Consider the following 24,294-nt stretch of genomic DNA (forward strand, 5'->3'; position numbering starts at 1 on the left):
TTCTGCGTCCTTAGCTCAGCTGGTTAGAGCATCACCTTGACATGGTGGGGGTCGGTGGTTCGAATCCACTAGGACGCACCAGATTAAAAAAGCCCGCTCATCGAGCGGGCTTTTTGCATTCTGTCCAGCCACGCCCCTTCCCGCCAATCCGTTCAGCACCGACCGGGCAATGGCGCAGAGCCTTGTTCCAATAAAAAGCCCGTGTCATCCGATAAACGACACGGGCCGGATAGACGCCGCCAGATCTTCAGCTCTGCACGGCAATCTCGTACTTCTTTATCTTGCGATAGAGGGTGGCAATCCCAATCCCCAGCGCCTGTGCGGCCAATTTCTTGTTGCCAAGCCGCAGCAGGGTCTCTTCAATCATCTGTTTTTCCATGCTCTCAAGGCCGCTCTCACCCGGGACAGAGTCAGGCAGCTTCTCCTGCATGGCAGCGAGCGGTGCGGCGGCAGGGACATTGAATGCCGCATCCAGGTTGGTCACCGGGATCGACTGGGCCGTCACGCGATGGGGCTCCTGATTGCGGATGATGTTGGGGGGCAGCAGGCTGGCGTCGATCACTTCGCCCGCCTGGCTGACGTTGACCAGATATTCGATGAGGTTGCTGAGCTCACGGACGTTGCCCGGCCAGCGATACCCCTTGAGCAGCGCCATCACCTCGGGTGCCAGACCGGGATAGACGATGCCAATACGGCTGGTGTGCAGGTTGAGGAAGTAGTGGGTCAGCAGCTCCACATCCCCTTCCCGCTCCCGCAGTGGCGGCAGGTTGAGGGGGATGACGTTGATGCGGTAGTAGAGATCCTCACGAAACTTCCCCTCGGCGATGTATTGATCGAGATGCTGGTGAGTGGCGGCGATGATGCGAATATCCACCGGCACCGGTCGGCTGGCCCCGATAGGGGTCACCTCCCGCAGCTCCAGCACCCGCAGCAGCTTGGCCTGCATGGTGAGCGGCATGTCGCCAATCTCGTCAAGGAACAGGGTGCCCTGATGGGCCGCCTGAATCAGGCCCTGCTTGCCGCCGCTGGAGGCGCCGGTAAAGGATCCCTTCACATAGCCAAACAGCTCGCTCTCCAGCAGTTGTTCGGGAATGGCGGCACAGTTGATGGCAATAAAAGGCTTGTCCTGACGGGGACTCAGGCGATGGACGGCGCGGGCCACCACCTCTTTACCGGTGCCGCTCTCGCCGCAGATCAGCACGCTGGAGGGACTCTGGGCGATGCGGTGCAGCAGCCGCTTGAGAGTGCGCATCGGCTTGCTCTCGCCGATGAGCTGATCGATCCGCACATCCGGATCCGGCTCCTGAACCTGACCGGAGTGGGACTGATGAAACGCCATCAGAAACAGCTGTTGGCCCTGCACATGGTGCAACTGGCCGATGATCAGCTCCTGACGTCCTTCGAAGGTGATGATGTGCTGGATATGGCCACTCAGCCCCTGCCGGGAGAAGGTGAGCGGACGGATCCCCACTTCGCGCCCCTGCAGTTGTTCCTGCTGGCAACCCAGATGATGGAGCGCCGCTTCGTTGGCGTAGAGCAGTTGACTCTTGTCATCGAGCAGCAGGCAGCCCTGATCCATGTTGGTCATCAGATTGAGGAACACCTTGTTGACCCCGTCCGACAGCCCGCGCGAATCGAGCAATTTGGCCACAAAGATGGTGGAGATGTGGCGCACATAATCACACACATCCTGCAGATTGTTGTTGAGGCGCGCCTGCTGCTCGTCGCTGAAGGCCACCAGACTGATCACCCCGATACAGCGCTCATCCACCATGATGGGCACCCCAAGGAAGGCGCGCTCACGGCAGCTCTCCTTGCAGGTACAACCGTCACACACCGGATCATCGCTGGTGTGGGTAACGATCTTCTCCCGCTGGTTATCAATCACATAGCGCAGCAGGCGGGAATCCCCCTCCAGCTGACGTCCGAAGAACTTGCCATAGGGCCCGGTGCCAGCCACCCGAACCATATCGGCATCCACAATCTCGACCTCAAGCTGCAGCACACTCGCCAGCATCTTGGCAAAGCGCAAGATGGTAGGCTGGATCTGCATCAACAGACATTGGTTGCTCACGGATCTCATCCATCATTCCTTTTTGTTCTTGTTATCCTCCCCCTAAAGGGAGTCATGCTGGCCAGATACTAAGGGATATCAGGAGCAACTACTTCGGGGGGGATCACGAAAAGGGAAAATGGGCGGTATTCTCAGAACCTTCTGATGTGCGGATAAAAACCAATAAAAACAGAAATATAGAAGATGGCTTCCGGCTTAGCCCGGCAGATGGAGCGCGAGCCAGACCGCCAGCGGGATCACCAGCACAGAGAGGGCATTGCCGCCGAGCACGATGCTGGCCACCTTGTCCGGCTGACAGTGATACTGCTCGCAAAGCATGTAATTCAACACCGCTGGCGGCAGCGAAACTGACAACATCAACAGCGGGATCCACTCCGTCTTGAGGGGCAACAACCAGATCGCCAGCAGCAGCGATAATCCCCCCGCCAGCAGATAGAGCAGGTTGCACTTGAGCGCGAGCCCCAGGTGATCGAGCTCCCCTTCCATCAGGCGAATGCCCAATGCAAAGAGCATCAGAGGTACCGAGATCTGACCGAGCAGCGAGGCCGTAGTGACCACATATTCCGGCAGCGTGATATGCAGGTTGGCCACCAGCAAACCGGCCAGCGCGGCCCACAACACAGGGCTGCGCAGCCACAGCCAGCGGGAGGTATTGGCCGAGAGGATAAACATGCCGACCGAGAAGTGCAGCAGGTTGGAGAGCACAAAGAGGATCACGATGGCCCCCAGTTGCTGCTCGCCAAACGCCAGCACCATCAAGGGGATACCGAGATTACCGGTATTGCGGAACATGGCGGGCAAGATCAGCGCCGCCCGCTCAATCCCTTTGAGTTTGAGCAGGGCGAGCAGCAGACCGGGTAGCAGAATAACCAATGCCCCCGCCGCAATCAGCGGCAGATGCTCCGCCAGCGCCAGCGGATACTTGACCAGCGCGGAGAAGACCAGCGCCGGGGTAAACAGCTCGATATTGGCCCGATTGACGTAACCGAGGGCAGCCCCCGGTCGCAATCGCCCATAGAGTGCGCCGAGCCCGACGACCCCGAACACCGGAATGACGATATTGAGCAGGGCGCTGAGCATGGGCGGCGTCCGTTACAGTTCGCGGGCCGGTTTGCCCATCAGCACCACCGGATCCAGCGTCACTTCCAGTGCGCCGTTGCTGACCCAGAGCTGACCATCGGAAATGGTGCAGGTAAGGTGCATGGTGCGCTCGACCATGGCGGTAAGCGGCAGGGTCTGGCTGTCGGAGAGCTCGATGATGCTGAGGTTGTCGTGCTGGCTCAGCTTGCCCTGGTTCTGCTTCCACCAGACGCTGGTGCCACGGCCACCGTAGAGATAGAGCACTACCTGACGGGCGCGGTTGCAGGCTTTTTTCAGCCGTTTTTCATCGGGCTGGCCCAGCTCGATCCAGAGCTCTATTTCGTCCGAGTAGTTTTTGCACCAGAGTTCGGGCTCGTCATCGGCGCTCAATCCCTTGGTGAACTCCAGTCGCTCGGCGGCGTGCCAGGCAAAAGCCGCCAGCCGGATCATCATCCGCTCATCGGTTTCGGAGGGGTGGCGGGCCAGCGTGAGGGAGAAGTCCTGATACAGATTGCGATCCATATCAGACAAACTGATCTGGGCCTTGAATACGGTTGCCTTGAGAGCCATAGAAAACCTTGAACACCTGGATAAGAGAAAGATGATTGAAAAATACGGGCGCCAGTGTAATCAAAATCGGCGGCGGGTTCGACCATCCTGACCAAACATTTCCCCTTCCCTGCCGGGATAAGTGCTTTAAAAGACACAAAAAACAAATGCCAGTCCGAAGACTGGCATTTGGCGGCATGAGAAGCGACTCACTTCTCGGCGGACTGTACTCCGAACGCGTTCAGCAGCATGCAACAGGTCACTGCCACCGCCACGAATCCGCTCAGAAAGATAAAGGGCATGGCCCCGTATCCCAGTACTGTCCAGATGGTGTGTTCAAGAAGACTCATTGTTGTGTCCTTCATCCGGTGAAAGGTGTGTTCCTTCTGGCGGATATTGGCTCCGCTCTTGATGCCTCCATTTGACCTCAATCAGCGGTTGGGTCCTATGCCACCAAAGTGATAAATGCAGGGTTCATTTGCGCTGGATCAAACTTTTTGGCCAAATATCCATGCAGTTCAAGCAATTACCACCGCCAATCAAGCATAGACACAAAACCGGAAGGATAAAAAAACGCGCCGGATGGCGCGTTTCTTGGACAGCACAGGCAAGGGATCAGTTGTCGCACAGATCGCTTGGCATGTCCTGACGCAGACGGGTCCACAGCTTGCCGGACTCGATACCGTACTGACGCACCGTCATGAACACGGCTTCGTGGTTCTTGGTCTCGGCCAGATTGAGCAGGGTCTTGTAATAGGCATCAGCCGTCTCGCGAGCCTGCTTGTCGGAGAAGTAGTAGCTGCCGACCCGGCTATACAACCCTTTGAAACCGTTCAGGATCAGGGCGTAGATCGGATTGCCGGAAGCAAACGCCAGCTGGTGGTGCAGGCGATAATCGAACTCGGCATAAGCCTGTGCGTTGTTCTCGACTCCATCGGCGCCACGCAGGATCTCGGCAGCCTGCTCCGGATTGTGACGGATCGCCCCGCGAATAAAGATGGTGCAGATGTGGGTACGGGCGGAGAGCAGCTGGGCCACCAGATCCGGCACCTTGTCCTGATCCAGACGGGCCAGTGTCTCCAGAATATTGAGGCCGGAGGTTTCCCAGAAATTGTTCACCTTGGTCGGCTTGCCATGCTGGATGGTCAACCAGCCATCACGGGCCAGTCGCTGCAGCACTTCGCGCAAGGTGGTCCGCGTCACCCCGATCAACTCGGATAATTCACGCTCGGCGGGCAGAATAGATCCGGGAGGAAAGCGATTGTTCCAGATGGACTCGATGATGTATTCCTCGGCAAACCCTGCTGGGCTCTGCGCTTTTATAACCATGAATTGACTCTGTTGTAATGCGTAAAAAGGCTGACGAATGATATCAAAGCCCTGATGGCTGGCAAGCATAAGGTCAGTCCTCTGCTCACATATGGCAAATATAGTGTTAGTAATATGTATTTAATCACCACAGGGGAGCCAGCCAACCCCGACAAGGTGGTTATAAAACAGGCACATGGGCAGAGATCCATCGGCTATCATTTATAATCGTCACGCTTTTTGATTAAAATCACGAGGAATCAGACAGATAAAGGCCAACATCCGGAGGCACAGGTCGAATCATCCTTGACTGCATAGAAGCAGATCCTAACAACAAAGTTGAGACCCATTATCATGCCAATAAGCCTAGGGCAGGCATTCGCCAAGAACTTCTTGGGCAATGCACCACAGTGGTACAAAAGCGCCATTTTGCTATTTCTGGTGATCAACCCGATCGCCTTCCACCTCGATCCTTTCATTGCGGGCTGGTTACTGGTCGTTGAGTTTATCTTCACCCTGGCCATGGCCCTCAAGTGCTACCCCCTGCAACCGGGCGGTCTGCTCGCTATCGAAGCCGTGTTGATCGGCATGACCTCCGCCGATCAGGTCAAGCACGAGCTGGTCGCCAATATCGAAGTGCTGCTGCTGCTGGTATTCATGGTGGCAGGCATCTATTTCATGAAGCAGCTGCTGCTCTATGTCTTCACCAAGCTGCTGATCGGGGTGCGATCCAAGATCCTGCTCTCCCTCTCCTTCTGTCTGGTGTCCGCCTTCCTGTCGGCCTTTCTCGACGCCCTGACCGTGATTGCGGTGGTGATCAGCGTCGCCACCGGCTTTTATGCCATTTATCACAAGGTCTCCTCCGGCAAGGAGTTCGGCCATCCCCACGACCATAGCCATGACGAGGAAGTCGCCGAGCGCAATCGCCAGGATCTCGACGATTTTCGCGCCTTCCTGCGCAGCCTGATGATGCATGCCGCCATCGGTACCGCGTTGGGCGGTGTCTGCACCTTGGTGGGCGAGCCGCAAAACCTCATCATCGGCGAGCAGGCTGGCTGGAACTTCGGCGAATTTGCCATTCGCATGTCCCCCGTGACCATCCCGGTCTTTATCTGCGGTCTGCTGACCTGCGTGTTGGTGGAACAGTTCCGCTGGTTTGGCTATGGTGCCCGCCTGCCGGACACGGTGCGATCCATCATGGAGGAGTACAACCGCTACGAAGAGGCAAAACGCAGCCAGCAAGACAAGGCCAAGCTGATCGTTCAGGCATTGATTGCGGTCTGGCTGATCGTCGGTCTGGCCATGCACCTGGCAGCCGTTGGCCTGATCGGCCTCTCGGTCATCGTGCTGGCCACCTCCCTGACCGGGATCACCGAGGAGCACTCACTGGGCAAGGCCTTCCAGGAGGCGCTCCCCTTCACCGCCCTGCTGGCCGTCTTCTTCAGCGTGGTCGCCGTCATCATCGATCAGCAGCTGTTCAAACCGGTGATCCAGCTGGTACTGGCAGCCAAACCGGAGAATCAGCTGGCCCTCTTCTATCTGGCCAACGGGGTGCTCTCCATGGTCAGTGACAACGTCTTCGTTGGCACCGTCTATATCAACGAGGTGAAGACTGCGCTGATCAATGGCGCCATCGACCGCGCCCAGTTCGATCTGCTGGCGGTGGCCATCAACACCGGTACCAACCTGCCATCGGTCGCCACCCCCAATGGTCAGGCCGCCTTCCTGTTCATGCTCACCTCGGCATTGGCGCCGCTGCTGCGCCTCTCTTATGGCCGCATGGTCTGGATGGCGCTGCCCTATACCATAGTGCTGGGACTGGTCGGCTTCTTCGCCGTGGAGTTGCTGCTCGCCCCGACCACCGAGTGGTTCTATCAGCACGGATGGCTGGTGATGGAGAGTGCGCTGCCGGCAGTGCAGCCAGCGCTTCATTAATCCGTGACTACGGATCCCGGGGGCCCTTCAGGGCCCTTTTCTTTTCTGCCCCGCTCTGCTCTAATTCAGCCACTGTTTTTTCTGAGAGATCAATGAGATGATCGAGTTTCTCCGCCGTATCGCCGCCCATCGGCTGGCCTGGGGTCTGCTGGCAGCATCAGCCCTGTTCCTCGAGTTGTGCGCCCTCTTCTTCCAGCATGTGCTGGGCCTCTCCCCGTGCGTAATGTGCGTTTACGAACGGTTGGCGACCCTGGGTGTGCTGGCCGCCGGTCTGCTCGGCATGGTGGCGCCGGATAAGTGGTATGTTCGCTGGAGCGCCATGTTGCTGTGGGGCTACAGTGCCTTCCGCGGCTTCCAGCTGGCCCTCCAGCATGTGGACTATCAGGTTAACCCCTCCCCGTTCAACGTCTGCAGCCCGTTTGCCGACTTCCCGAGTTGGGCCCCGCTCGATCAGTGGCTCCCCTGGCTCTTTATGCCGGAAGGGGATTGTGCCCAGATCACCTGGCAGTTCTTCGGTTACTCCATGCCCCAGTGGCTGGTCGTCATCTTCGCCGCCTATCTGCTGGTCTTCACCGTGGTGGCCATCGGCAATCTGGTGAAAGGACGCTGCTGCAACTGATCTGCATCTCTGCGTGGAACTAAAAAGGGGGAGCCATTGTGGCTCCCCCTTCTCGTTCTGTCTGACCGTGTTTTGTCTGACCGTTGATTACGCCTTGGCAGCACCCATCTTGGCCTTGACCGCGCCAATCACCATGGGCAACAGCGAGATGCCGATGATGCCGAAGATCAGCAGGGTAAAGTTCTGACGCACCACTGGCAGATTGCCGAAGAAGTGGCCAGCATAGACGAAGGAGAGTACCCACAGCAGACCGCCGACCAGATTGAACGCCAGGAAACGGGGATAGGTCATGGCCCCCATCCCTGCCACGAACGGCGCAAAGGTCCGCACGATGGGCAAGAAGCGGGTGATGATGATGGTCTTGCCGCCATGCTTGGCATAGAAGGCGTGAGTCTTGTCCAGATAGTCGCGACGGAAGATTTTGGAATCGGGATTGCGGAACAGTTGCTCACCGAAGAAGTGGCCGATGGTGTAGTTGACTACATTGCCCAGCACGGCCGCGATGATCAGTACCCCGGCCAGGGTGTGGACGTCCAGCACGCTGCCCACGGTGAGGGCACCGGCGGCAAACAGCAGGGAGTCACCCGGCAGGAACGGCGTCACTACCAGCCCGGTTTCACAGAAGATGATCAGAAACAGGATGGCGTAAACCCAGACGCCATAGTTCTCGAACAGCTCTTTCAAATGCACATCAACGTGCAGGATAAAGTCGATAGCAAAGAGGATCAGATCCATTTTTTCCATATCCATAAAGTGAACGGCGTGGAGTCTACGCCAATGCGATCCGGGTCACAATCTTCGGAACTGCCTCTTTTTTATCCCGCTGCGGCAGAGGTCAAATAAAACCGTTTTACCGCAGCTTGCCACGCGATGCATCAGGAGCAACCCGAAGAAGCGGACCTCCCTATGTATGAGGCGCCGACTCCAGATCGCTGCGCACGGCGGGGGGCAGGCAACGCTCCCAGCCCCACAACAACACCAGCAGCAGGGTCACATCATCGAACCAACCCAGCAAGGGCACCACGTCGGGAACAAGATCCACCGGACTGATGCCATAGAGCAGGATAAGGATCACCAGTCCCTTCGCCCACCAGGGGGTGGCAGGGTGGCGAAAACCCTGATAGAGACGACGCAATCGCTGCCAGATAAGCCAGCGTTTGCGGCTCATGACTCGATCAACTCGCTGCGCAGCCGCTGGATCTGATCCCGCAGTGCCGCCGCCTGTTCGAACTCCAGATCCCGGGCATGCTGGAACATCTGTTCCTCCATCCGTTTGATCTCTTTGGCAATCTCGCTGGCTGAGCGGGCGTGGTACTCCCCTTGCGGCTCGGCGGCCTTGCGACTCCCCTTGCCTGCTTTGCCTGCACTGCGGCTGCCCCCCATGTCCATCACGTCCCCCACCGACTTGTTGAGCCCCTTGGGGGTGATGCCGTGCTTGAGGTTGTGGGCATGTTGCAGGGCGCGGCGCCGCTCGGTCTCCTCGATCGCCACCTTCATCGAGTTGGTGATGGTATCGCCGTAGAGAATGACCTTGCCGTTGAGGTTGCGCGCCGCGCGGCCGATGGTCTGGATCAGCGAGCGGGTCGAGCGCAGGAAGCCCTCTTTATCCGCATCAAGAATCGCCACCAGCGACACCTCCGGCATGTCGAGACCTTCCCGCAACAGGTTGATGCCCACCAGCACATCTAACTTGCCAAGGCGCAGGTCGCGGATGATCTCCACCCGCTCGACCGTATCGATATCGGAGTGCAGGTAGCGCACCTTGACGTCGTGCTCCGCCAGATACTCGGTCAAGTCTTCCGCCATCCGTTTGGTCAGGGTGGTCACCAGCACCCGCTCCTCCACCGCGACCCGCTTGCGGATCTCGGAGAGCAGATCGTCCACCTGGGTGGTCACCGGACGCACCTCGATCTCCGGATCGAGCAGACCGGTGGGGCGCACCACCTGCTGCACCACATCGCCGCCCGACTTCTCCAGCTCGTAAGGGCCGGGGGTCGCCGAGACAAACACCGTCTGCGGCATCAGCGCTTCAAATTCGTCAAACTTGAGCGGCCGGTTGTCCAGCGCCGAGGGGAGCCGGAAGCCGTACTCCACCAGGGTCTCCTTGCGGGAGCGGTCCCCTTTGAACATGGCGCCGATCTGCGGCACCGTGACGTGGGATTCATCGATGATGAGCAGACCATCCCCCGGCAGGTAGTCAAACAGGGTGGGCGGTGGCTCCCCCGGTGCCCGGCCGGAGAGGTAGCGGCTGTAGTTCTCGATGCCGGAGCAGTAGCCCAGCTCCTGCATCATCTCCATGTCGAACTGGGTGCGCTGGCTGATGCGCTGCTCTTCCACGAGCTTGTTGAGGGACAACAGCTGCTCGCGGCGGCTGCGCAGCTCCTCCTTGATATGCTCGATGGCCCCCAGAATAGTCTCGCGCGGGGTGGCGTAGTGGGTCTTGGGGTAGATGGTGTAGCGCACTACCGTCTGCTCGATGGCGCCAGTCAAGGGATCGAACTGGGAGAGCCGCTCCACCTCCTCATCAAACAGCTCCACCCGCAGCGCCAGCTTGTCCGATTCCGCAGGGTAGATGTCGATCACTTCGCCGCGCACCCGAAAGGTGCCGCGCTGGAAGGCCATGTCGTTGCGGGTGTACTGCAGCTCGGCGAGGCGGCGCAGGATATCCCGCTGGTTGATCACATCCCCCAGTTTCAGGTGCAGCATCATGCTGAGATAGGCTTGGGGATCCCCCAGACCATAGATGGCCGACACCGAGGCGACGATCACCACATCACGCCGCTCCAGCAGCGCCTTGGTGGCCGACAATCGCATCTGCTCGATGTGATCGTTGATGGAGGCATCCTTCTCTATATAGGTGTCGGTGGTCGGCACATAGGCTTCGGGCTGGTAGTAGTCGTAGTAGGAGACGAAATACTCCACCGCATTGTCGGGGAAGAACTCCTTCATCTCGCCATAGAGCTGGGCGGCCAGGGTCTTGTTGGGCGCCAGGATCATGGTCGGGCGGTTCAGGGTGGCGATGACATTGGCCATGGTGAAGGTCTTGCCCGAACCGGTCACCCCGAGCAGGGTCTGGTGGGCCAGCCCCGACTCGATGCCATCCAGCAGTTGGGCAATCGCCGTGGGCTGATCCCCGGCGGGTTGAAACTGGCTGGCTAACTTGAACAATTTGCTCATGAACACTCCCGACACAAAACAGCAGAGGAGCAGTGTAACCGAGGGTTTAGCAGTGGTACACCCGCGCCATCACCCACGCGAATGGCTTGACCACCTTTGGCACCTTCTGTATAGTGCTCCTCCTTGCTCGATGTTCCCCCGTAGTTCAGTCGGTAGAACGGCGGACTGTTAATCCGTATGTCACTGGTTCAAGTCCAGTCGGGGGAGCCAATTCCTCACCATCTCGGTGCAAGTTATCCACTTTAGTGCCCTCTCCTGCCAATTTTAATGCACAAGATCCCTCTTGCTGCTGACGCTCCCTTTTGTTACCCGTTCCGGCCCGACAGAGTTTTCTCCTGTCGTTTCTAACTATTTGATTTTTATACAAACATTTTTCTTACGGTATTTTTTGAACAGCACTTGCACCCCAGTAGTGGCGCGGCTTTGCGGGCGATGAACAGGATTCATAAACAGGGTTATCCACAGATTCTGTGGGTAAGTGCAGCAAGCCCTGTCAGGACGCGGGATTGCCCGTGATGGCGCCCGGCGAGGAGCCATTTTGCTGGCAAACCTGATTTTATGCTGTTTTGCCGCGGCCGCTGTAACAGGCCGGCAACAGGCTCTATTGGCACTTTCCTGAGACATCTTTTTGCCAGCCCTTTCCCCGTGAGCAAGCGGATAAAATCAAGCGATATTTGCATGGTTAGCACGGCGGCTCACCTGTGGTTGAATATGCCGAAACTGCGCTCCGACGATCGGCTGGACAGCAGAATCTATAATATTGCCCACGACCGGGCCGCGTCGGTAGCGGGCAGCATTTTTCACTAATTGACATCCGCTGTGGCAGCAAAAACCTCCTGATTTCATCCGCTTGTCTCCCTATCCCGCCACCTGCTCCGCAAATAGCGTCCGATAACGTCCGATTAATCGTCCCGTTGCGCTTCTTTATTGGGGATAGATCCGGCACAATATCGACCCCACATTTTTCCTCGGTTTTTCCGGGCATGACCATAGATTTCGTGACACTGCTACATCAAAGCGACTCCCTGCTGCTGTTCGTGGTATTGGCCTTCGGCCTGCTGCTGGGCAAAGTTCGTCTTGGCAACTTCCAGATTGGCAACACCATCGGCGTGTTGTTCACCGCCCTGCTGTTCGGCCAGATGGGCTTCGAATTTGCAGCCACCACTGAAAATGTCGGCTTTATGCTGTTCATCTTCTGTGTGGGGATCGAAGCGGGCCCGCACTTCTTCAGCGTCTTCCTGCGCGACGGCATCCACTACATCACCCTGACCCTGGTGATCTTGCTGACAGCCCTGCTGCTGACGGTGGGGCTCGCCAAGTTCTTCAATCTGGGGCCGGGCATGGCGGCGGGGATCCTGGCAGGATCCCTCACCTCGACACCGGCGCTGGTGGGTGCCCAGGATGCCCTGCGCAGCGGTCTGCTCAACCTGCCCCATCAAACCGATATGCAGGCGGTGCTCGACAACATGGGTATCGGCTACGCCCTGACCTATCTGGTGGGCCTGGTGGGGCTGATGCTGGTGGTGCGCTACCTCCCCTCGCTGGCTCGCCTCGACCTCAATACCGAGGCGCAAAAAATCGCCCGCGAGCGGGGTCTCTCCGACAGCGAGAGTCGCAAGACCTATCTGCCCATCATCCGCGCCTACCGGGTCGGCCCCGAGCTGGCGGCCTGGATCGGTGGCCGTACCCTGCGCGAAACCGGCATCTATCCCCATACCGGCTGCTATGTGGAGCGGATCCGCCGCAACGGCATTCTGGCAAGCCCGGATGGTGACGCCGTCATTCAGGAAGGGGACGAGATCGCTCTGGTGGGCTATCCCGAGAGCCACGAGAAGCTGGACGTCAACTACCGCAACGGTAAAGAGGTGTTTGACCGCAACCTGCTCGACCTGCAGATCGTCACGGAAGAGATCGTGGTAAAGAACGACTCCGTGGTGGGCCGCCATCTGGTAGAGCTCAACCTCACCGAGAAAGGGTGCTTCCTCAACCGGGTGGTGCGCTCCCAGATCGAGATGCCGTTCGATCGCAACATCATGTTGCAAAAAGGCGACGTGTTGCAGATCAGTGGCGAGAAGCAGCGGGTCAAACTGCTGGCCAACAAGATCGGCTTTATCAGCATCCACAGCCAGACCACGGATCTGGTGGCCTTCACCACCTTCTTCGTACTCGGTCTGCTGATCGGCTCCGTCTCGCTGGTGTTCGGCCAGATCGAATTTGGCCTCGGCAACGCCGTCGGCCTGCTGCTGGCGGGGATCCTGATGGGTTACCTGCGGGCCAACCACCCGACGGTCGGCTATGTGCCACCCGGCGCGCTCAGATTGGCCAAAGATCTTGGTCTGGCGGTCTTTATGGTGAGCACGGGTCTGAAAGCCGGTGGCGGCATCCTCGACCACCTCAGCGAAGTCGGTATGGTGGTGCTCTTCTCCGGCATGCTGGTGACCACCTTGCCGGTGCTGGTGGGCTATCTGTTCGGGGTCTGGGTGCTCAAGATGAACCCCGCCCTGCTGCTCGGTGCCATCACCGGTGCCCGTACCTGCGCTCCGGCGATGGATGTAGTCAACGAGGCCGCCAACAGCTCCATTCCGGCGCTCGGTTACGCCGGTACCTATGCGGTGGCCAACGTGATGCTGACCCTGGCGGGCTCCTTTATCATCGGCTTCTGGTTCTAGTCAGCGGCCATCAAATTACCGCTAACAAAGAAGGGAGCCTGAGGCTCCCTTCTTGCTCTCAGCCTTGCTAGCGGGATGCCGAACACACTCATTGGTGTGACGTCACCTGACAGCAGCCATCTGCGCTGACCTCTGCCACAAACGCACTCCCCCTATCCCACGATAACTGATGCTCTGCTCTGCTCTGCTCTGCTCTGCTCTGCTCTGCTCTGCTCTGCTCTGCTCTGCTCTGCTCTGCTCTGCTCTGCTCTGCTCTGCTCTGCTCTGCTCTGCTCTGCTCTGCTCTGCTCTGCTCTGCTCTGCTCTGCTCTGCTCTGCTCTGCTCTGCAGCATTGATGACAGAGCCCGAAGACAAAAAAAGCGCCCTGAGGCGCTTTTTTCATATCAACCGGATGATCAGGCTTTGAACTTGCTGAACACCAGAGAGGCGTTGGTACCGCCAAAGCCGAAGCTGTTGGACATGACGGTGTTGAGCTCGGCCGCTTCGTACTCGCGTACGATGGGCAGACCCACGGCCTTCTCGTCCAGATTCTCGATGTTGATGCTGGGGGCGATAAAGCCGTGTTCCATCATCAGCAGGGAGTAGACAGCCTCATGCACACCGGCAGCGCCCAGCGCATGGCCAGTCATCGCCTTGGTCGCTGAGATCTTGGGTCCGTTGGTGCCAAACAGAGTCTGGATTGCTTCCAGCTCCTTGGTGTCACCGACCGGAGTGGAGGTACCGTGGGTGTTGATGTAATCAACCTTGCCCACACCCTGCATCGCCATCTTCATGCAACGCACGGCGCCTTCACCGCTCGGCGCAACCATGTCGTAACCATCGGAGGTGGCACCGTAACCGGTCAGCTCGGCATAGATATGAGCACCACGAGCCAGCGCATGCTCCAGCTCTTCGATCACCAGAATGCCGCCACCACCGGAGATAACGAAACCGTCGCGGTCCGCATCATAGGTACGGGACGCTTTTTCCGGCGTGTCGTTGTACTTGGTGGAGAGGGCGCCCATGGCGTCAAACTGGATGGTAGAGGACCAGTCCAGCTCTTCACCGCCGCCAGCGAACACCACATCCTGTTTGCCAAGCTGGATCAGCTCCATGGCGTGACCGATGCAGTGAGCAGAGGTGGCGCAGGCAGAACTGATGGAGTAGTTGACACCCTTGATTTTGAACGGGGTGGCCAGACAGGCAGAAGTGGTGGAGGACATGGTGCGCGGCACCATGTAAGGGCCCACTCGCTTGACCCCTTTCTCGCGAGCGATGTCGCAAGACTCGGAGGTGTTTTTGCCGGAGGCACCGCCTGAACCGACCACCAGGCCGGTACGCTCGTTGGAGACCTGATCTTCCGGCAGCCCGGCATCTTCAATGGCCTGCTGCATGGAGAGATAGGCATACGCCGCCGCATCACCCATGAAACGCATGACTTTACGGTCGATCAGTTCAGACGGATCGAGTTTGATGTTACCCCAGACACGGCTACGCAGGTTGTGCTGTTCGAACTGCTCGGAATAGGTGATGCCGGATTTACCTGCTTTCAGGGAGGCCAGCACTTCTTCCTTGTTGTTGCCGATACTGGAGATGACGCCGATACCGGTGATCACTGCTCTTCTCATTAATTCATCTCGTCTGGAAAAACTGGCGCCAAGTCTACCCGCTTTCGGCTGCCAAACTGGTCTGCTTTCACGTAGAATGCCCGCGATTTTGTGACGCGAGCCGAGGAAAACGTGAGTCAAACATCCTTACATCATGCCCGATTGGATTGGAATGAAGCGGGAACTCCTGTCTCCAGTGACTTCGGGGATGTGTACTTTTCCAATAATAACGGTCTAAGTGAAACCCGCTACGTCTTTTTGCAGCAAAACCGGCTACCTGCGCGATTTTCGCACCACGATAGTGACAGTTTCGTGATAGGTGAAACAGGTTTCGGCACAGGTCTTAACTTTCTGGCGACAATGCAAGCGTTCCTGGAACAGGCGCCCCAATCCGGCAACGGCTCCCGTCTGCACTTCATCAGTTTCGAGAAATATCCCCTGACTCAAGGCGATCTGCGCAAGGCGCTGGCCGCCTGGCCCGAGCTTGGCCACTTGAGCCAGGATCTCATCGCCCAGTGGCCGCTGCCGGTATCCGGCTGTCATCGCCTGCTCTTTGCGGGCGGCCGCATTCGCCTCGACCTCTGGTTTGGCGACATCAAGGATATGCTGCCGCTGGTACCGCACCGGGCAGAGGGCCTGGTCGATGCCTGGTATCTGGATGGTTTTGCCCCGGCCAAGAACCCCGAGATGTGGACGCAAGCGCTGTTTGATGGGCTGGCCCGTCTCGCGCGCGCGAACGCGACCATCTCTACCTTTACCTGCGCCGGATTTGTGCGCCGTGGGCTGATCGCATCCGGTTTTGCGATGAAAAAGACCAAGGGCCACGGCACCAAGTGGGCCATGTTGATCGGTGAGCGCTGTGACAAGGCTCCCGCGCAGACGATCGCCAACCATTATGCGCGTCCGGTAGGCCGGAATGGCGAGATTGTGATCATCGGCGGTGGCGTCGCCTCGGCCATGACCGCACTCTCCCTGGTGGAACGGGGTCGCAAGGTAACCCTGCTGTGCGAAGATGGCGAATCGGCCACCGGCGCCTCAGGTAACCGCCAGGGCGCGCTCTATCCACTGCTTAACGGCGAGCACGATGCGCTGTCGCGCTTCTATTCGCTCGCCTTTGGCTATGCCCGCCAACGGCTGCTGGCACTGGCCGAGCACCATCCCATCGCTTTCGAATTATGCGGTGTGGTACAGCTGGGCTATGACGACAAATCCCGCGCCAAGCTGACCAAGATGAGTCAGGGCCCCTTCCCGCCCGAGCTGATGCAACCCCTTTCCGCCGCAGAGGCAGAAGCGATATCTGGCCTGCCCAGTGGGCATGAAGGGGCCAGCTACCCGCTGGGGGGCTGGCTCTGTCCGGCCGATCTCACTCGCGCAGCGCTGAAAGAGGCGCAAGCCAGCGGCCTGCTGCAGGTGGAGTACCACACCAAAGTGGTCGCCATTGCCGAGCAGACCGATGGCTGGCACATAGAGAGCCAGGATGGCCGCCACTGGCAGACCCCCAATCTGGTGGTCGCCGCCGGTCACCAGTTGCCCGCTCTGCTCCCCTTTGCCGAACTGCCGCTCTATCCGGTGCGCGGTCAGGTGAGCCATGTGCCGACCACGGCCAGCTTGCGTCAGCTCAAGACCGTGCTCTGTTACGATGGCTACCTCACCCCGATGCACAACGAGCAGCACTGCATCGGCGCCAGTTATGGCCGCAACCAGAGCAGTCTCGAGTTTCGTGCCGAGGAGCAAACCCAGAATCAGGCGCGGTTGCAAGCCTGTTTGCCGGAGCAAGCCTGGCCCGCCGAAGTGGATGTGAGCGGCAATGAGGCCCGCGTCGGAGTGCGCTGCGCCAGTCGGGATCACCTGCCGGTAGTGGGGCCAATCGTCAGATTGCAGGGGCTGGCGGATCACTATGCCAATCTGCAGCGTGATCAGCATAATGCCCAACCGCTGCCTCTTCACCCCGGCCTCTATGTGCTGGGGGCGCTCGGCTCACGGGGTCTCTGCTCGGCGCCGCTCTGTGGTGAGCTGCTCGCCAGCGAGATCTGCGGCGATCCCCTGCCGCTGGCCGCCGATCTGCTGGAGGCGCTCCACCCTGCCCGTTACTGGGTACGCAAGCTGCTCAAGGGCAAAGCACTGGCCTGAACCGGACTCTGCAAGCAATCTGCAAACAAATAGAATGGCCGCCCATCGGGCGGCCATTCTATTTATCAAATCGTGCGATATTGAGGAGGGTTGGCAGGATATCGGGCCCTATGCCCTATATAGAATAGCGCTCACTTGGGCCAATGCACCCCGAGCTGTTCGCCGTAGCCGGTCTGACGCTGAAAATCATCGAGTCGCCCCTTGACCTTGCTCAGCTCGCCGCTGCCCGCCGCCCACGCGGCATAGCGCAGCGCCTGACAATCTGCATGGTCGGGTAGCGCCGCAATCGCCCCGCCCACCTGATTGGCCCCTTGCAGCACCATCTCCTTGAAGCGGGACTCGTAGTCAAACATGCTGGAGAGCAGCCGTCCCCAGCGCTGACGGGCAGGATCGTTACTGCTCGCGCTCTCACGCCAGCGGGGCAGCAACACGGTGGCGTTGGTCGTGACCGTTACCCGGTTGAGCTGGCAGCGTCCCGGCAACTGCTCGGTATCCAGCTGCCACTCCATCTGATAACTCGCCTTGCCGAGCACAGGCTTGCCATTTACCTTGGGGGCACTCTGGGCAATCGCACGGGCAAGCTGGTCCGGGCTGGTTGCATGGACCTCATAAAAACGGACATTGATGCGGGACTCTGGCACCACTTGCGGCCGGCTCGGCTGAGCCTGACTCATCAGGGGCAACAGCAACAACCCGACCCCCACTACTCCATAAACCTTGCTGACCATGCCAGACTACCTTCCTTGATTGCACGGGCGGAGTACCAACCTTGGTGAACCCCACCGCCACACAGATGACGGGTATAGCCTATGTGTGACGACGAAGCGGCGCAATACAATGATGGGCCCAGAAATCAGAGCACGCTCACAGGTTGCGTGAGCAGAGTATGGCACAAGGCCAAAACTGTATTTTTATTGAGCATGGCGGCTGATCCGCTGCCAGTCGAGGTGGTAATTTTTCACATTGATGTCATGACCATCTATCTGAATAAAATGATCATTTTTAAGACGGTTGGCAAAAAAGTTCTGATCTGCCCCCTCGTTGAGCCACAGCTCGCAAAGACCCCGTTTTCCCTCTTTGCCATAAAATCGCGGGGTGGCCAGCAGCGCGACCCCATCCACCCGGATGGCGTGACGAGCCAGGCAGTTTGCTTCGGTGGTTTTGGATGCCAGCGCGGCAAAACGGGGTCTGTTCCCCTCGGCGACCACCAGTACGCCGTAAGAGTGGGGTGCCATGAGACGCCGCATGGCGACCGCCTGATGGGGGCCGGTTTGATGAAAACCGTCATTGGTCACCGCAAACACGCAAGTAGGTGAAAATAGCAGCGAAAGCAGGAAAAGACAGCGTTTAACGCCTATAAAATCACCCATCACCATATAAAAGCCTCAAAAGATACCCAAAGCTGGCAAGGGTAGGTAGCCAAACCCGCTGGGTAAAGTGCCTTTACCTTTCTTTAATTCTGTTCACGGGGTTAAACGTTGATTTAGCTCACACAACATCCGGTTTCCGGTCGCCAGTCTACCCCTATCGGAATAGACTCCCTCCACTCTCATCCAATCAGAAGGCAACATATGCTGGAACTCATTATTGGCACCCTGGTCACCCTGGTGGTGGGCCGTGCCATTTTCAAAGGATACTCCGCGACCGGGGTGCTGCTGAGCGGCGGCTTGCTGCTGCTGGTCGTCACCGCCATGATGGGCAAGCCGGTACTGCCGAGCAAAGTCGTCAGCACCGGTTACATTGCGACCGATATCTTCGAATACATCCGCTTCCTGCTCAACGATCGTGGCGGTGGACTGGGGATGCTGATCATGGTGCTGTGTGGCTTCGCCGGCTACATGAGCCATATCGGCGCCAATACCATTCTGGTCAAGCTGGCCAGCAAACCGCTCGGCATCATCAAGTCCCCCTACATCCTGCTGGTGGCCGCCTATCTGGTTGCCTGTGCCATGTCGCTGGCGGTGAGCTCCGCCACTGGCCTCGGCGTGCTGTTGATGGCGACCCTGTTCCCGCTGATGGTCAACATGGGGATCTCCCGTGGTGCGGCAGCCGCCGTGTGCGCCTCGCCTGCCGCCATCATTCTGGCACCGACCTCCGGTGACGTGGTGATGGCCGCCCAGGCCGCCAACATGCCGCTGCTGGATTTTGCCTTCAAGCTGACCCTGCCCATCTCGCTGGTGGCGATCGCCTGTATGGCGGTGACCCACTTCTTCTGGCAGCGCTACCTTGACCAGAAATCCGGCGAGCACAACGAGCCGGTTGCACCGGGCGATCTGGTGACGACGGCGCCTGCCTTTTACGCCATCCTGCCGTTCACCCCCATCATCGGGGTGCTGATATTTGACGGCAAATGGGGCCCGCAGCTGGATATCGTCACCATCATCGTCATGTGCATGGTGCTGGCCAGCCTGCTGGAACTCGTGCGTATCCGCAATGGCAAGGAGCTGCTGGACGGTCTGCAGGTCTGCTGGCGCAATATGGCTGACGCCTTTGCCGGTGTGGTCATGCTGCTGGTCGGTGCCGGTGTCTTTGCTCAGGGTCTGATGACCATCGGCTTTATCGACACCCTGCTGACCCACGCCCAGGATCTCGGCTCGGGCGGCATGATCATGATGCTGTCACTGGTGGTGATCACCACCCTGGCCGCCTTCACCACTGGCTCGGGCAACGCCCCCTTCTACGCCTTCGTGGAGCTGATCCCCAACCTGGCCAGCAGCCTGGGCATCAACCCGGCCTATCTGGTGATCCCGATGCTGCAAGCCTCCAACCTGGGTCGTACCATTTCGCCGGTCTCCGGTGTGGTGGTCGCCTGTGCGGGGATGGGCAAACTCTCGCCGTTCGAGGTAGTCAAGCGTACCTCCCTGCCGGTGGGCGTCGGCCTGCTGGTGGTGATCATCGCCACCCAGATCATGGTGCCCGCCTGATCGCTGACCAGCCCGGCACCCTGCCGGGCTGGTATCCTCCCCCCCCTTTGCAGTAGACTCGGTGCTCATTTTCCCCTAAGGAGGACCGAGATGAGTATTACGGTTCAACTTGCCCATTTCAGTGATTGCCACTCCCACTTCGATGGCGCGCCCATGAGCTTCTCCCCTGTCGGTGAAGGCCAGTGGCGCACCCAGTGCGGCGGTTATGCCCGGATCCTGACCCGATTGACCCAACTGCGTGCCAAAGCCGCAGCAGCCGGCCAGCGTTTTCTGTTTCTGCACGGTGGCGACTCCTTTCAGGGCTCGCTCTATTTCAACCGCTTCAAAGGGCGCGCCAACGCCGACCTGCTCGCCATGCTGGCCCCCGATGCCATGGTGCTCGGCAACCACGAGTTCGATCTGGGCAACGGCCCGCTGGTGGAGTTTTTGCGCCAGCTCGATTTTCCGGTGCTGGCCGCCAATCTGGACAACAGCCAGGAGCCTGCCGACACAACCCTCGGGTTGTGGGATATCCCCCACCTCTACGACGCCCATCAGCCCTGGCATCGCCGGGTGATCGACGGGGTTCCCTTTGCGCTGCTGGGGATCACTCTCGCCCAGATGGCCGCCATCGCCAACCCGGATCCCCACACCCGTTTCCACGCAGTGGCTGACACCCTCACCAAGGTGCTGCGGGAGATCAAGGGTGAAGGGATCCACCATATCATCCTGCTAAGCCACCTCGGGCTGGATCAGGACAAGCTGCTGGCCGAGCGCTTCCCCGAGCTCAGCCTGATCATCGGCGGCCACACCCACAGCCTGCTCGGCGATCTCGCGCCGCTGGGTCTGCCAAGTGAAGGCAGCTATCCGCTGATGAACAACGGGGTCGCCATTCTGCACGCTGGCCACAGCGCCCTCTGCCTCGGCGTGTGCGAGCTCACCTTCGATAAGGCGGGTCGTGTCTTGCAAAGTGAGGGACAGCTGGAGTGGCTCCCCTGGCAGCCCTGGCCATTCGCCTCCACCCCACCCGCCGGGCTCACCTTCTGCGAGCCGGATCCACAGCTTGAACAACAACTGGCCAAACGCTACCGGCCGGAGATTGAAACCATGAGCCAGCGCATCGTCACCCGGCTGGCGGCGCCACTGCCCCATCAACGGCTGCCGGATACCACCCTGCCCCACGGCAGCCAGCTCGCCCCGCTGGTGGCCCGTGCCATGCTGACGGCCGCCCGTGAACAGGTGGGTGAAGTGGACTTTGCCCTGCACAACGCCGGTGGCGTGCGCTGCTCGCTGGAGCCTGGCCCCTTGAGCGAAGCGGATATCGCCGGTCGCCTGCTGCCGTTTGCCATTCCCCTCACCCTCTATCGGGTGCACGGTCACGAGTTGGCGGAAGCGCTGGAAAATGCCATCGACAACGCCACCAACAACGGTGTGGTCGGCAATGGCAACGGCAGCTTCCCCTACACCGCGGGAATACGATTCACCTATCAGGCCAATCTGCCCAAGGGCCAGCGCATCACCCGACTGGAGTGGGAAGCCGCCCCCGGCCAGTGGCAAGCAGTGGAAAACGAGCAGATCTATCGCGGGGTATCGAGTGCTTATACCGCCTCCGGCAAAGAGGGCTACACCGCGCTGACTCGTACCCTGACCCAACACAATCAGGAGCTCGGCATCACCCTGGCCGACGCCTTTATCCGCTGGGCTCGCCACCTGCCAGCGCTGGCAGCGCAGCCGCCTCTGGTTGAGTACATCAGATGATGCAGAGGGGAAATGGCTTTGCCACATCCCCCTGACGGCCAATATTGCCGCAGCCAGCGCCCGGTTCCCTCCAGGAACCGGGCTTTTTCGAGAATATTTGTCCCACACGGGCCCGCCCCATTGCATCGTACTCACTAGCTCGGCAAGATAGGCCCGCTTTCAAGACCAGCTGCAGGAACAGGCGACTTCATGAATCACTCCATCCGTTTCACCCCTCCTCGCGTCAACCCGGGCATCAAGCCAGCCATCGTGCTGCTGACCGCCCTGCTGGCGTTGCTCTTCTGTCTGCGCAACCCGCTTGTTCACGCCATGGCGCCGGGCTTTGATGCCTCGCTGTTCGCTGTGATGGGCAAGATGTGGAGCGAAGGGGGTGTGCTCTATCGCGACATGATCGACATCAAGGGGCCGATGATCTTCGCCCTCGATGCGCTGGGCTATGGGCTGGGGGGATTTGTCGGGATCTGGGCGCTGGAGTGGGTGCTCTGCTGGCTCGGACTGCTGGCCAGCTGGCAGGCCTTTGCCCAGCTTGGTCTCTCGTTCAAGGCGCGTCTCGGTGCCATGCTGGCGGTGTTGGCCCTCTACGGTACCCGTTACTACTACGGCAACATGACCGAAGACTGGACCTTCCACCTCGCCCTCATCGCCCAGTGGGCCTTTATCACCCTGCTGCTGGACAAGGGATTTCGCTGGTGGCCCGCGCTGGTGGCCGCCCTCACCTTCGCCATCGTCGCCTGGATGCGCACCAACAACGGCGCCTTCTGGGGCGCCTGGTATCTGGTGCTGTTCTGCCACTGGTGCCTGCACGAGAAGTGGCGCGATGCCATCCTGCTGCTGATCTCCAGCCTGCTCGGTCTGGCGCTGATTGGCGGCCCGCTTTACGCCTACTTCCAGCAGCATGATCTGTTGGCAGCCTTCAAATACTACGCCTTCGACATCTTCTTCGAGGGGAGCTACGGCAACGGCTTCTCCCCCATGGTCGGCGCCGTCGGCCTGCTGCGCACCGGCCTGGTCATGCTGCTGCCCGCCTTCATCATTCTGATGCTGAGCCGCCGTCAGGAGTGGTATCTGCCCGCCCTGCTGGCGACCCTGTTTGGCGTGCTGTTTACCCTGATCGCCAACTCGGTCTCTGGCCATGTATTCGATCACTACGACGTGCTCTATCTGCAACTGGCGGTACTGCCGCTGGCGGTATTGCTGGATCGCAGCGAACAGCAGGCCGATGCCATCGGCCTGCTCTGCATCTCGCTGGTGGTGCTCACCGCCAGCTGGCTGCTGGCCCAGCAGCTGGTCTTCGGCTGGAGTACCAAGGAGTGGTCCCTCGAACGAGTCAACGAGGTGCTCGGCACCAGCCTGCTGTGGGCACTGCCGGTGCTGATCCTCATCCCCCTCTGGCGTGCCTGGGATGTGCGCCGTGCCACCCCTTGGCTGGCCACACTGGCCATGCTGCTGCTGATGCTCAACAACGCCTGGGAAGGGACCCTCAAGGGCCGCCCCTTCAATCCTGCCGCCCAGGTGCGGGTCGATCGCATCAAGGCCGAGACAGTCCCGAGCGACAAGATCTGGGTCGATGGCATCCAGCCGCAATATTATCTCTGGACCGATCGCCAGCCGGCTTCCGCCTATCTCTTCTTTGCCAACGTCAATCCGCCCTATGACGTGCGCGAGCGGGTGCTGGCCGATATCCAGCGCCAGAGCCCGAAGTTCATCATCGCCAAGCCGGATCGGGTGAGCGGGGAGCTGAAAAAACCCAGCTCGCCTTCCCATCTCGCCTTCTATCAATACCTGACCAGCCACTACGAAGAGGTGGATCCGGGTCTCTATCGCCGACGCTGATCACCCATCACGCCCCGCAGGGCGGCCATTGTTGCAATGGCCGCCCTTTTTATTGCGCCAGAGCGCCTGGCAGCCGCGGTCCGCAGTAGGCAAGCCCGCCCGAGATAACTACAATGACGCTCTTTTTGATGTGACGAGTGACACCATGGCGGAACTGACTTATCTGGGCGGCTATCCCGACCCTCTCAAGGCACAGGTACAGCAGCTGATTGCGGCAGGCAAGCTGGGAGAGATGCTGGCCAAACGCTATCCGGAAAGCCACCCGATCCAGAGCGACAAGGCGCTGCTTGCCTACACCATGGAGCTGAAGAACCGCTACCTCAAGAGCTCGGCGCCCCTGTCAAAGGTGGTGTTCGATGGCAAGATCAACGTGATCAAGGATGCCCTCGGCCTGCACACCTACGTCAGCCGGGTACAGGGCAGCAAGCTCAAGGCCAAGAACGAGATCCGCATCGCCGCCCTGTTCAAGGAGGCGCCGCCCCCGTTCCTGAAAATGATCGTGGTGCACGAGCTGGCCCATATCAAAGAGAAGGATCACAACAAGAGCTTCTACCAGCTCTGCCAGCATATGGAGCCGGACTATCATCAACTGGAGTTTGATCTCAGGCTCTGGCTCACCTGGCGCGATATCGACAAGGCCAGCCGCTAGGCTGACAACCGTTTCAGGGAGGA

General features: G+C 59.4%; 19 protein-coding genes and 2 tRNA genes. 10 read left to right on the top strand and 11 right to left on the bottom strand.

Features of this window, described 5'->3' with window-relative positions; all coding sequences use genetic code 11:
* Positions 1–4 precede the first annotated feature (4 nt).
* A tRNA-Val gene (locus OKC27_RS14960) sits at positions 5–81 on the top strand.
* 166 nt (positions 82–247) lie between these two features.
* Here OKC27_RS14960 and OKC27_RS14965 read toward each other — a convergent pair.
* From OKC27_RS14965 to fadR, 5 genes are all read right to left on the bottom strand, one after another.
* The gene (locus OKC27_RS14965) at positions 248–2,083 is read right to left on the bottom strand and encodes a sigma 54-interacting transcriptional regulator (protein ID WP_182939606.1); all 1,836 of its coding nucleotides are present in this window, start codon (positions 2,081–2,083) and stop codon (positions 248–250) included.
* Positions 2,084–2,269: 186 nt separating this feature from the next.
* Complete coding sequence (locus OKC27_RS14970; protein ID WP_058051547.1) at positions 2,270–3,154, bottom strand: AEC family transporter; 885 nt, start codon at positions 3,152–3,154, stop codon at positions 2,270–2,272.
* Between the two features lie 12 nt (positions 3,155–3,166).
* Positions 3,167–3,724, bottom strand: coding sequence for a YaeQ family protein (locus OKC27_RS14975; RefSeq protein WP_058051548.1), 558 nt, complete (start codon positions 3,722–3,724; stop codon positions 3,167–3,169).
* A gap of 188 nt (positions 3,725–3,912) precedes the next feature.
* Positions 3,913–4,053 (bottom strand): TIGR02808 family protein, encoded by a 141-nt coding sequence (locus OKC27_RS14980; RefSeq protein ID WP_005345965.1) that lies wholly within the window; start codon positions 4,051–4,053, stop codon positions 3,913–3,915.
* A 265-nt stretch (positions 4,054–4,318) separates the two neighbouring features.
* Complete coding sequence (gene fadR / locus OKC27_RS14985; RefSeq protein WP_042059071.1) at positions 4,319–5,032, bottom strand: fatty acid metabolism transcriptional regulator FadR; 714 nt, start codon at positions 5,030–5,032, stop codon at positions 4,319–4,321.
* 333 nt (positions 5,033–5,365) lie between these two features.
* Between fadR and nhaB the strand changes: the two genes are divergently transcribed.
* Both nhaB and dsbB read left to right on the top strand, forming a co-directional pair.
* Positions 5,366–6,946: a Na(+)/H(+) antiporter NhaB gene (gene nhaB, locus OKC27_RS14990; RefSeq protein WP_182939605.1), complete on the top strand. Its 1,581-nt coding sequence runs from the start codon at positions 5,366–5,368 to the stop codon at positions 6,944–6,946.
* A 97-nt stretch (positions 6,947–7,043) separates the two neighbouring features.
* Positions 7,044–7,565, top strand: coding sequence for a disulfide bond formation protein DsbB (gene dsbB, locus OKC27_RS14995; RefSeq protein ID WP_058051550.1), 522 nt, complete (start codon positions 7,044–7,046; stop codon positions 7,563–7,565).
* 87 nt (positions 7,566–7,652) lie between these two features.
* On the opposite strand, the gene OKC27_RS15000 is transcribed toward dsbB, so the two are convergent.
* From OKC27_RS15000 to uvrB, 3 genes are all read right to left on the bottom strand, one after another.
* On the bottom strand, positions 7,653–8,300 hold the full coding sequence (locus tag OKC27_RS15000) for a DedA family protein (RefSeq protein ID WP_042657456.1): 648 nt from the start codon (positions 8,298–8,300) through the stop codon (positions 7,653–7,655).
* Between the two features lie 169 nt (positions 8,301–8,469).
* Entirely contained in the window at positions 8,470–8,733 is a 264-nt protein-coding gene (locus OKC27_RS15005) for a YkvA family protein (protein WP_182939604.1), read from the bottom strand.
* A complete protein-coding gene (gene uvrB / locus OKC27_RS15010; protein ID WP_182939603.1) occupies positions 8,730–10,742 on the bottom strand; it encodes an excinuclease ABC subunit UvrB in 2,013 nt (670 codons plus the stop codon). The genes OKC27_RS15005 and uvrB overlap by 4 nt, the downstream gene beginning before the upstream one ends.
* Before the next feature lie 134 nt (positions 10,743–10,876).
* On the opposite strand from uvrB, the gene OKC27_RS15015 reads away from it, so the two are divergent.
* Both OKC27_RS15015 and OKC27_RS15020 read left to right on the top strand, forming a co-directional pair.
* Positions 10,877–10,952 (top strand) — tRNA-Asn (locus OKC27_RS15015).
* Between the two features lie 773 nt (positions 10,953–11,725).
* Positions 11,726–13,411 (top strand): aspartate:alanine antiporter, encoded by a 1,686-nt coding sequence (locus OKC27_RS15020; protein WP_042059020.1) that lies wholly within the window; start codon positions 11,726–11,728, stop codon positions 13,409–13,411.
* Positions 13,412–13,807: 396 nt separating this feature from the next.
* On the opposite strand, the gene fabB is transcribed toward OKC27_RS15020, so the two are convergent.
* Positions 13,808–15,019 carry a beta-ketoacyl-ACP synthase I gene (fabB, locus tag OKC27_RS15025; protein WP_075112161.1) on the bottom strand — a complete coding sequence of 404 codons (1,212 nt, stop codon included), beginning with the start codon at positions 15,017–15,019 and terminating at the stop codon, positions 13,808–13,810.
* Positions 15,020–15,109: 90 nt separating this feature from the next.
* Between fabB and mnmC the strand changes: the two genes are divergently transcribed.
* A complete protein-coding gene (mnmC, locus tag OKC27_RS15030; RefSeq protein WP_182939602.1) occupies positions 15,110–17,128 on the top strand; it encodes a bifunctional tRNA (5-methylaminomethyl-2-thiouridine)(34)-methyltransferase MnmD/FAD-dependent 5-carboxymethylaminomethyl-2-thiouridine(34) oxidoreductase MnmC in 2,019 nt (672 codons plus the stop codon).
* Between the two features lie 131 nt (positions 17,129–17,259).
* Here the strand turns inward: mnmC and OKC27_RS15035 are convergent, their stop codons facing one another.
* Together OKC27_RS15035 and OKC27_RS15040 are read right to left on the bottom strand one after the other, a co-directional pair.
* Positions 17,260–17,856 carry a DUF922 domain-containing protein gene (locus tag OKC27_RS15035; RefSeq protein WP_182939601.1) on the bottom strand — a complete coding sequence of 199 codons (597 nt, stop codon included), beginning with the start codon at positions 17,854–17,856 and terminating at the stop codon, positions 17,260–17,262.
* Positions 17,857–18,039: 183 nt separating this feature from the next.
* Positions 18,040–18,504 (bottom strand): hypothetical protein, encoded by a 465-nt coding sequence (locus OKC27_RS15040; RefSeq protein ID WP_182939600.1) that lies wholly within the window; start codon positions 18,502–18,504, stop codon positions 18,040–18,042.
* A gap of 195 nt (positions 18,505–18,699) precedes the next feature.
* On the opposite strand from OKC27_RS15040, the gene dcuC reads away from it, so the two are divergent.
* The 4 genes from dcuC (at position 18,700) to OKC27_RS15060 (ending at position 24,271) form a co-directional block, all read left to right on the top strand.
* On the top strand, positions 18,700–20,052 hold the full coding sequence (gene dcuC / locus OKC27_RS15045; protein WP_058051558.1) for an anaerobic C4-dicarboxylate transporter DcuC: 1,353 nt from the start codon (positions 18,700–18,702) through the stop codon (positions 20,050–20,052).
* Between the two features lie 90 nt (positions 20,053–20,142).
* Positions 20,143–21,789 (top strand): bifunctional metallophosphatase/5'-nucleotidase, encoded by a 1,647-nt coding sequence (locus tag OKC27_RS15050; protein WP_182939599.1) that lies wholly within the window; start codon positions 20,143–20,145, stop codon positions 21,787–21,789.
* Positions 21,790–21,978: 189 nt separating this feature from the next.
* The gene (locus OKC27_RS15055) at positions 21,979–23,622 is read left to right on the top strand and encodes a hypothetical protein (protein ID WP_182939598.1); all 1,644 of its coding nucleotides are present in this window, start codon (positions 21,979–21,981) and stop codon (positions 23,620–23,622) included.
* Between the two features lie 145 nt (positions 23,623–23,767).
* The gene (locus tag OKC27_RS15060) at positions 23,768–24,271 is read left to right on the top strand and encodes a M48 family metallopeptidase (RefSeq protein WP_075112155.1); all 504 of its coding nucleotides are present in this window, start codon (positions 23,768–23,770) and stop codon (positions 24,269–24,271) included.
* The last annotated feature ends 23 nt before the right edge of the window (positions 24,272–24,294 follow it).

It is taken from the genome of Aeromonas sp. QDB62 (assembly GCF_027705695.1).
GTDB lineage: Bacteria > Pseudomonadota > Gammaproteobacteria > Enterobacterales > Aeromonadaceae > Aeromonas > Aeromonas allosaccharophila.

Bases quoted from the DNA above. Each gene is read 5' to 3' on its own strand.
- dcuC (WP_058051558.1), top strand. From the start codon at position 18,700: ATGCTGGAACTCATTATTGGCACCCTGGTCACCCTGGTGGTGGGCCGT.
- fabB (WP_075112161.1), bottom strand. From the start codon at position 15,019: ATGAGAAGAGCAGTGATCACCGGTATCGGCGTCATCTCCAGTATCGGC.
- OKC27_RS15005 (WP_182939604.1), bottom strand. From the start codon at position 8,733: ATGAGCCGCAAACGCTGGCTTATCTGGCAGCGATTGCGTCGTCTCTAT.
- OKC27_RS15035 (WP_182939601.1), bottom strand. From the start codon at position 17,856: ATGGTCAGCAAGGTTTATGGAGTAGTGGGGGTCGGGTTGTTGCTGTTG.
- OKC27_RS15055 (WP_182939598.1), top strand. From the start codon at position 21,979: ATGAATCACTCCATCCGTTTCACCCCTCCTCGCGTCAACCCGGGCATC.
- OKC27_RS15040 (WP_182939600.1), bottom strand. From the start codon at position 18,504: ATGGTGATGGGTGATTTTATAGGCGTTAAACGCTGTCTTTTCCTGCTT.
- fadR (WP_042059071.1), bottom strand. From the start codon at position 5,032: ATGGTTATAAAAGCGCAGAGCCCAGCAGGGTTTGCCGAGGAATACATC.
- OKC27_RS14965 (WP_182939606.1), bottom strand. From the start codon at position 2,083: ATGAGATCCGTGAGCAACCAATGTCTGTTGATGCAGATCCAGCCTACC.
- nhaB (WP_182939605.1), top strand. From the start codon at position 5,366: ATGCCAATAAGCCTAGGGCAGGCATTCGCCAAGAACTTCTTGGGCAAT.
- OKC27_RS15000 (WP_042657456.1), bottom strand. From the start codon at position 8,300: ATGGATCTGATCCTCTTTGCTATCGACTTTATCCTGCACGTTGATGTG.
- uvrB (WP_182939603.1), bottom strand. From the start codon at position 10,742: ATGAGCAAATTGTTCAAGTTAGCCAGCCAGTTTCAACCCGCCGGGGAT.
- OKC27_RS14980 (WP_005345965.1), bottom strand. From the start codon at position 4,053: ATGAGTCTTCTTGAACACACCATCTGGACAGTACTGGGATACGGGGCC.
- OKC27_RS15060 (WP_075112155.1), top strand. From the start codon at position 23,768: ATGGCGGAACTGACTTATCTGGGCGGCTATCCCGACCCTCTCAAGGCA.
- OKC27_RS15020 (WP_042059020.1), top strand. From the start codon at position 11,726: ATGACCATAGATTTCGTGACACTGCTACATCAAAGCGACTCCCTGCTG.
- OKC27_RS15050 (WP_182939599.1), top strand. From the start codon at position 20,143: ATGAGTATTACGGTTCAACTTGCCCATTTCAGTGATTGCCACTCCCAC.
- dsbB (WP_058051550.1), top strand. From the start codon at position 7,044: ATGATCGAGTTTCTCCGCCGTATCGCCGCCCATCGGCTGGCCTGGGGT.
- OKC27_RS14970 (WP_058051547.1), bottom strand. From the start codon at position 3,154: ATGCTCAGCGCCCTGCTCAATATCGTCATTCCGGTGTTCGGGGTCGTC.
- OKC27_RS14975 (WP_058051548.1), bottom strand. From the start codon at position 3,724: ATGGCTCTCAAGGCAACCGTATTCAAGGCCCAGATCAGTTTGTCTGAT.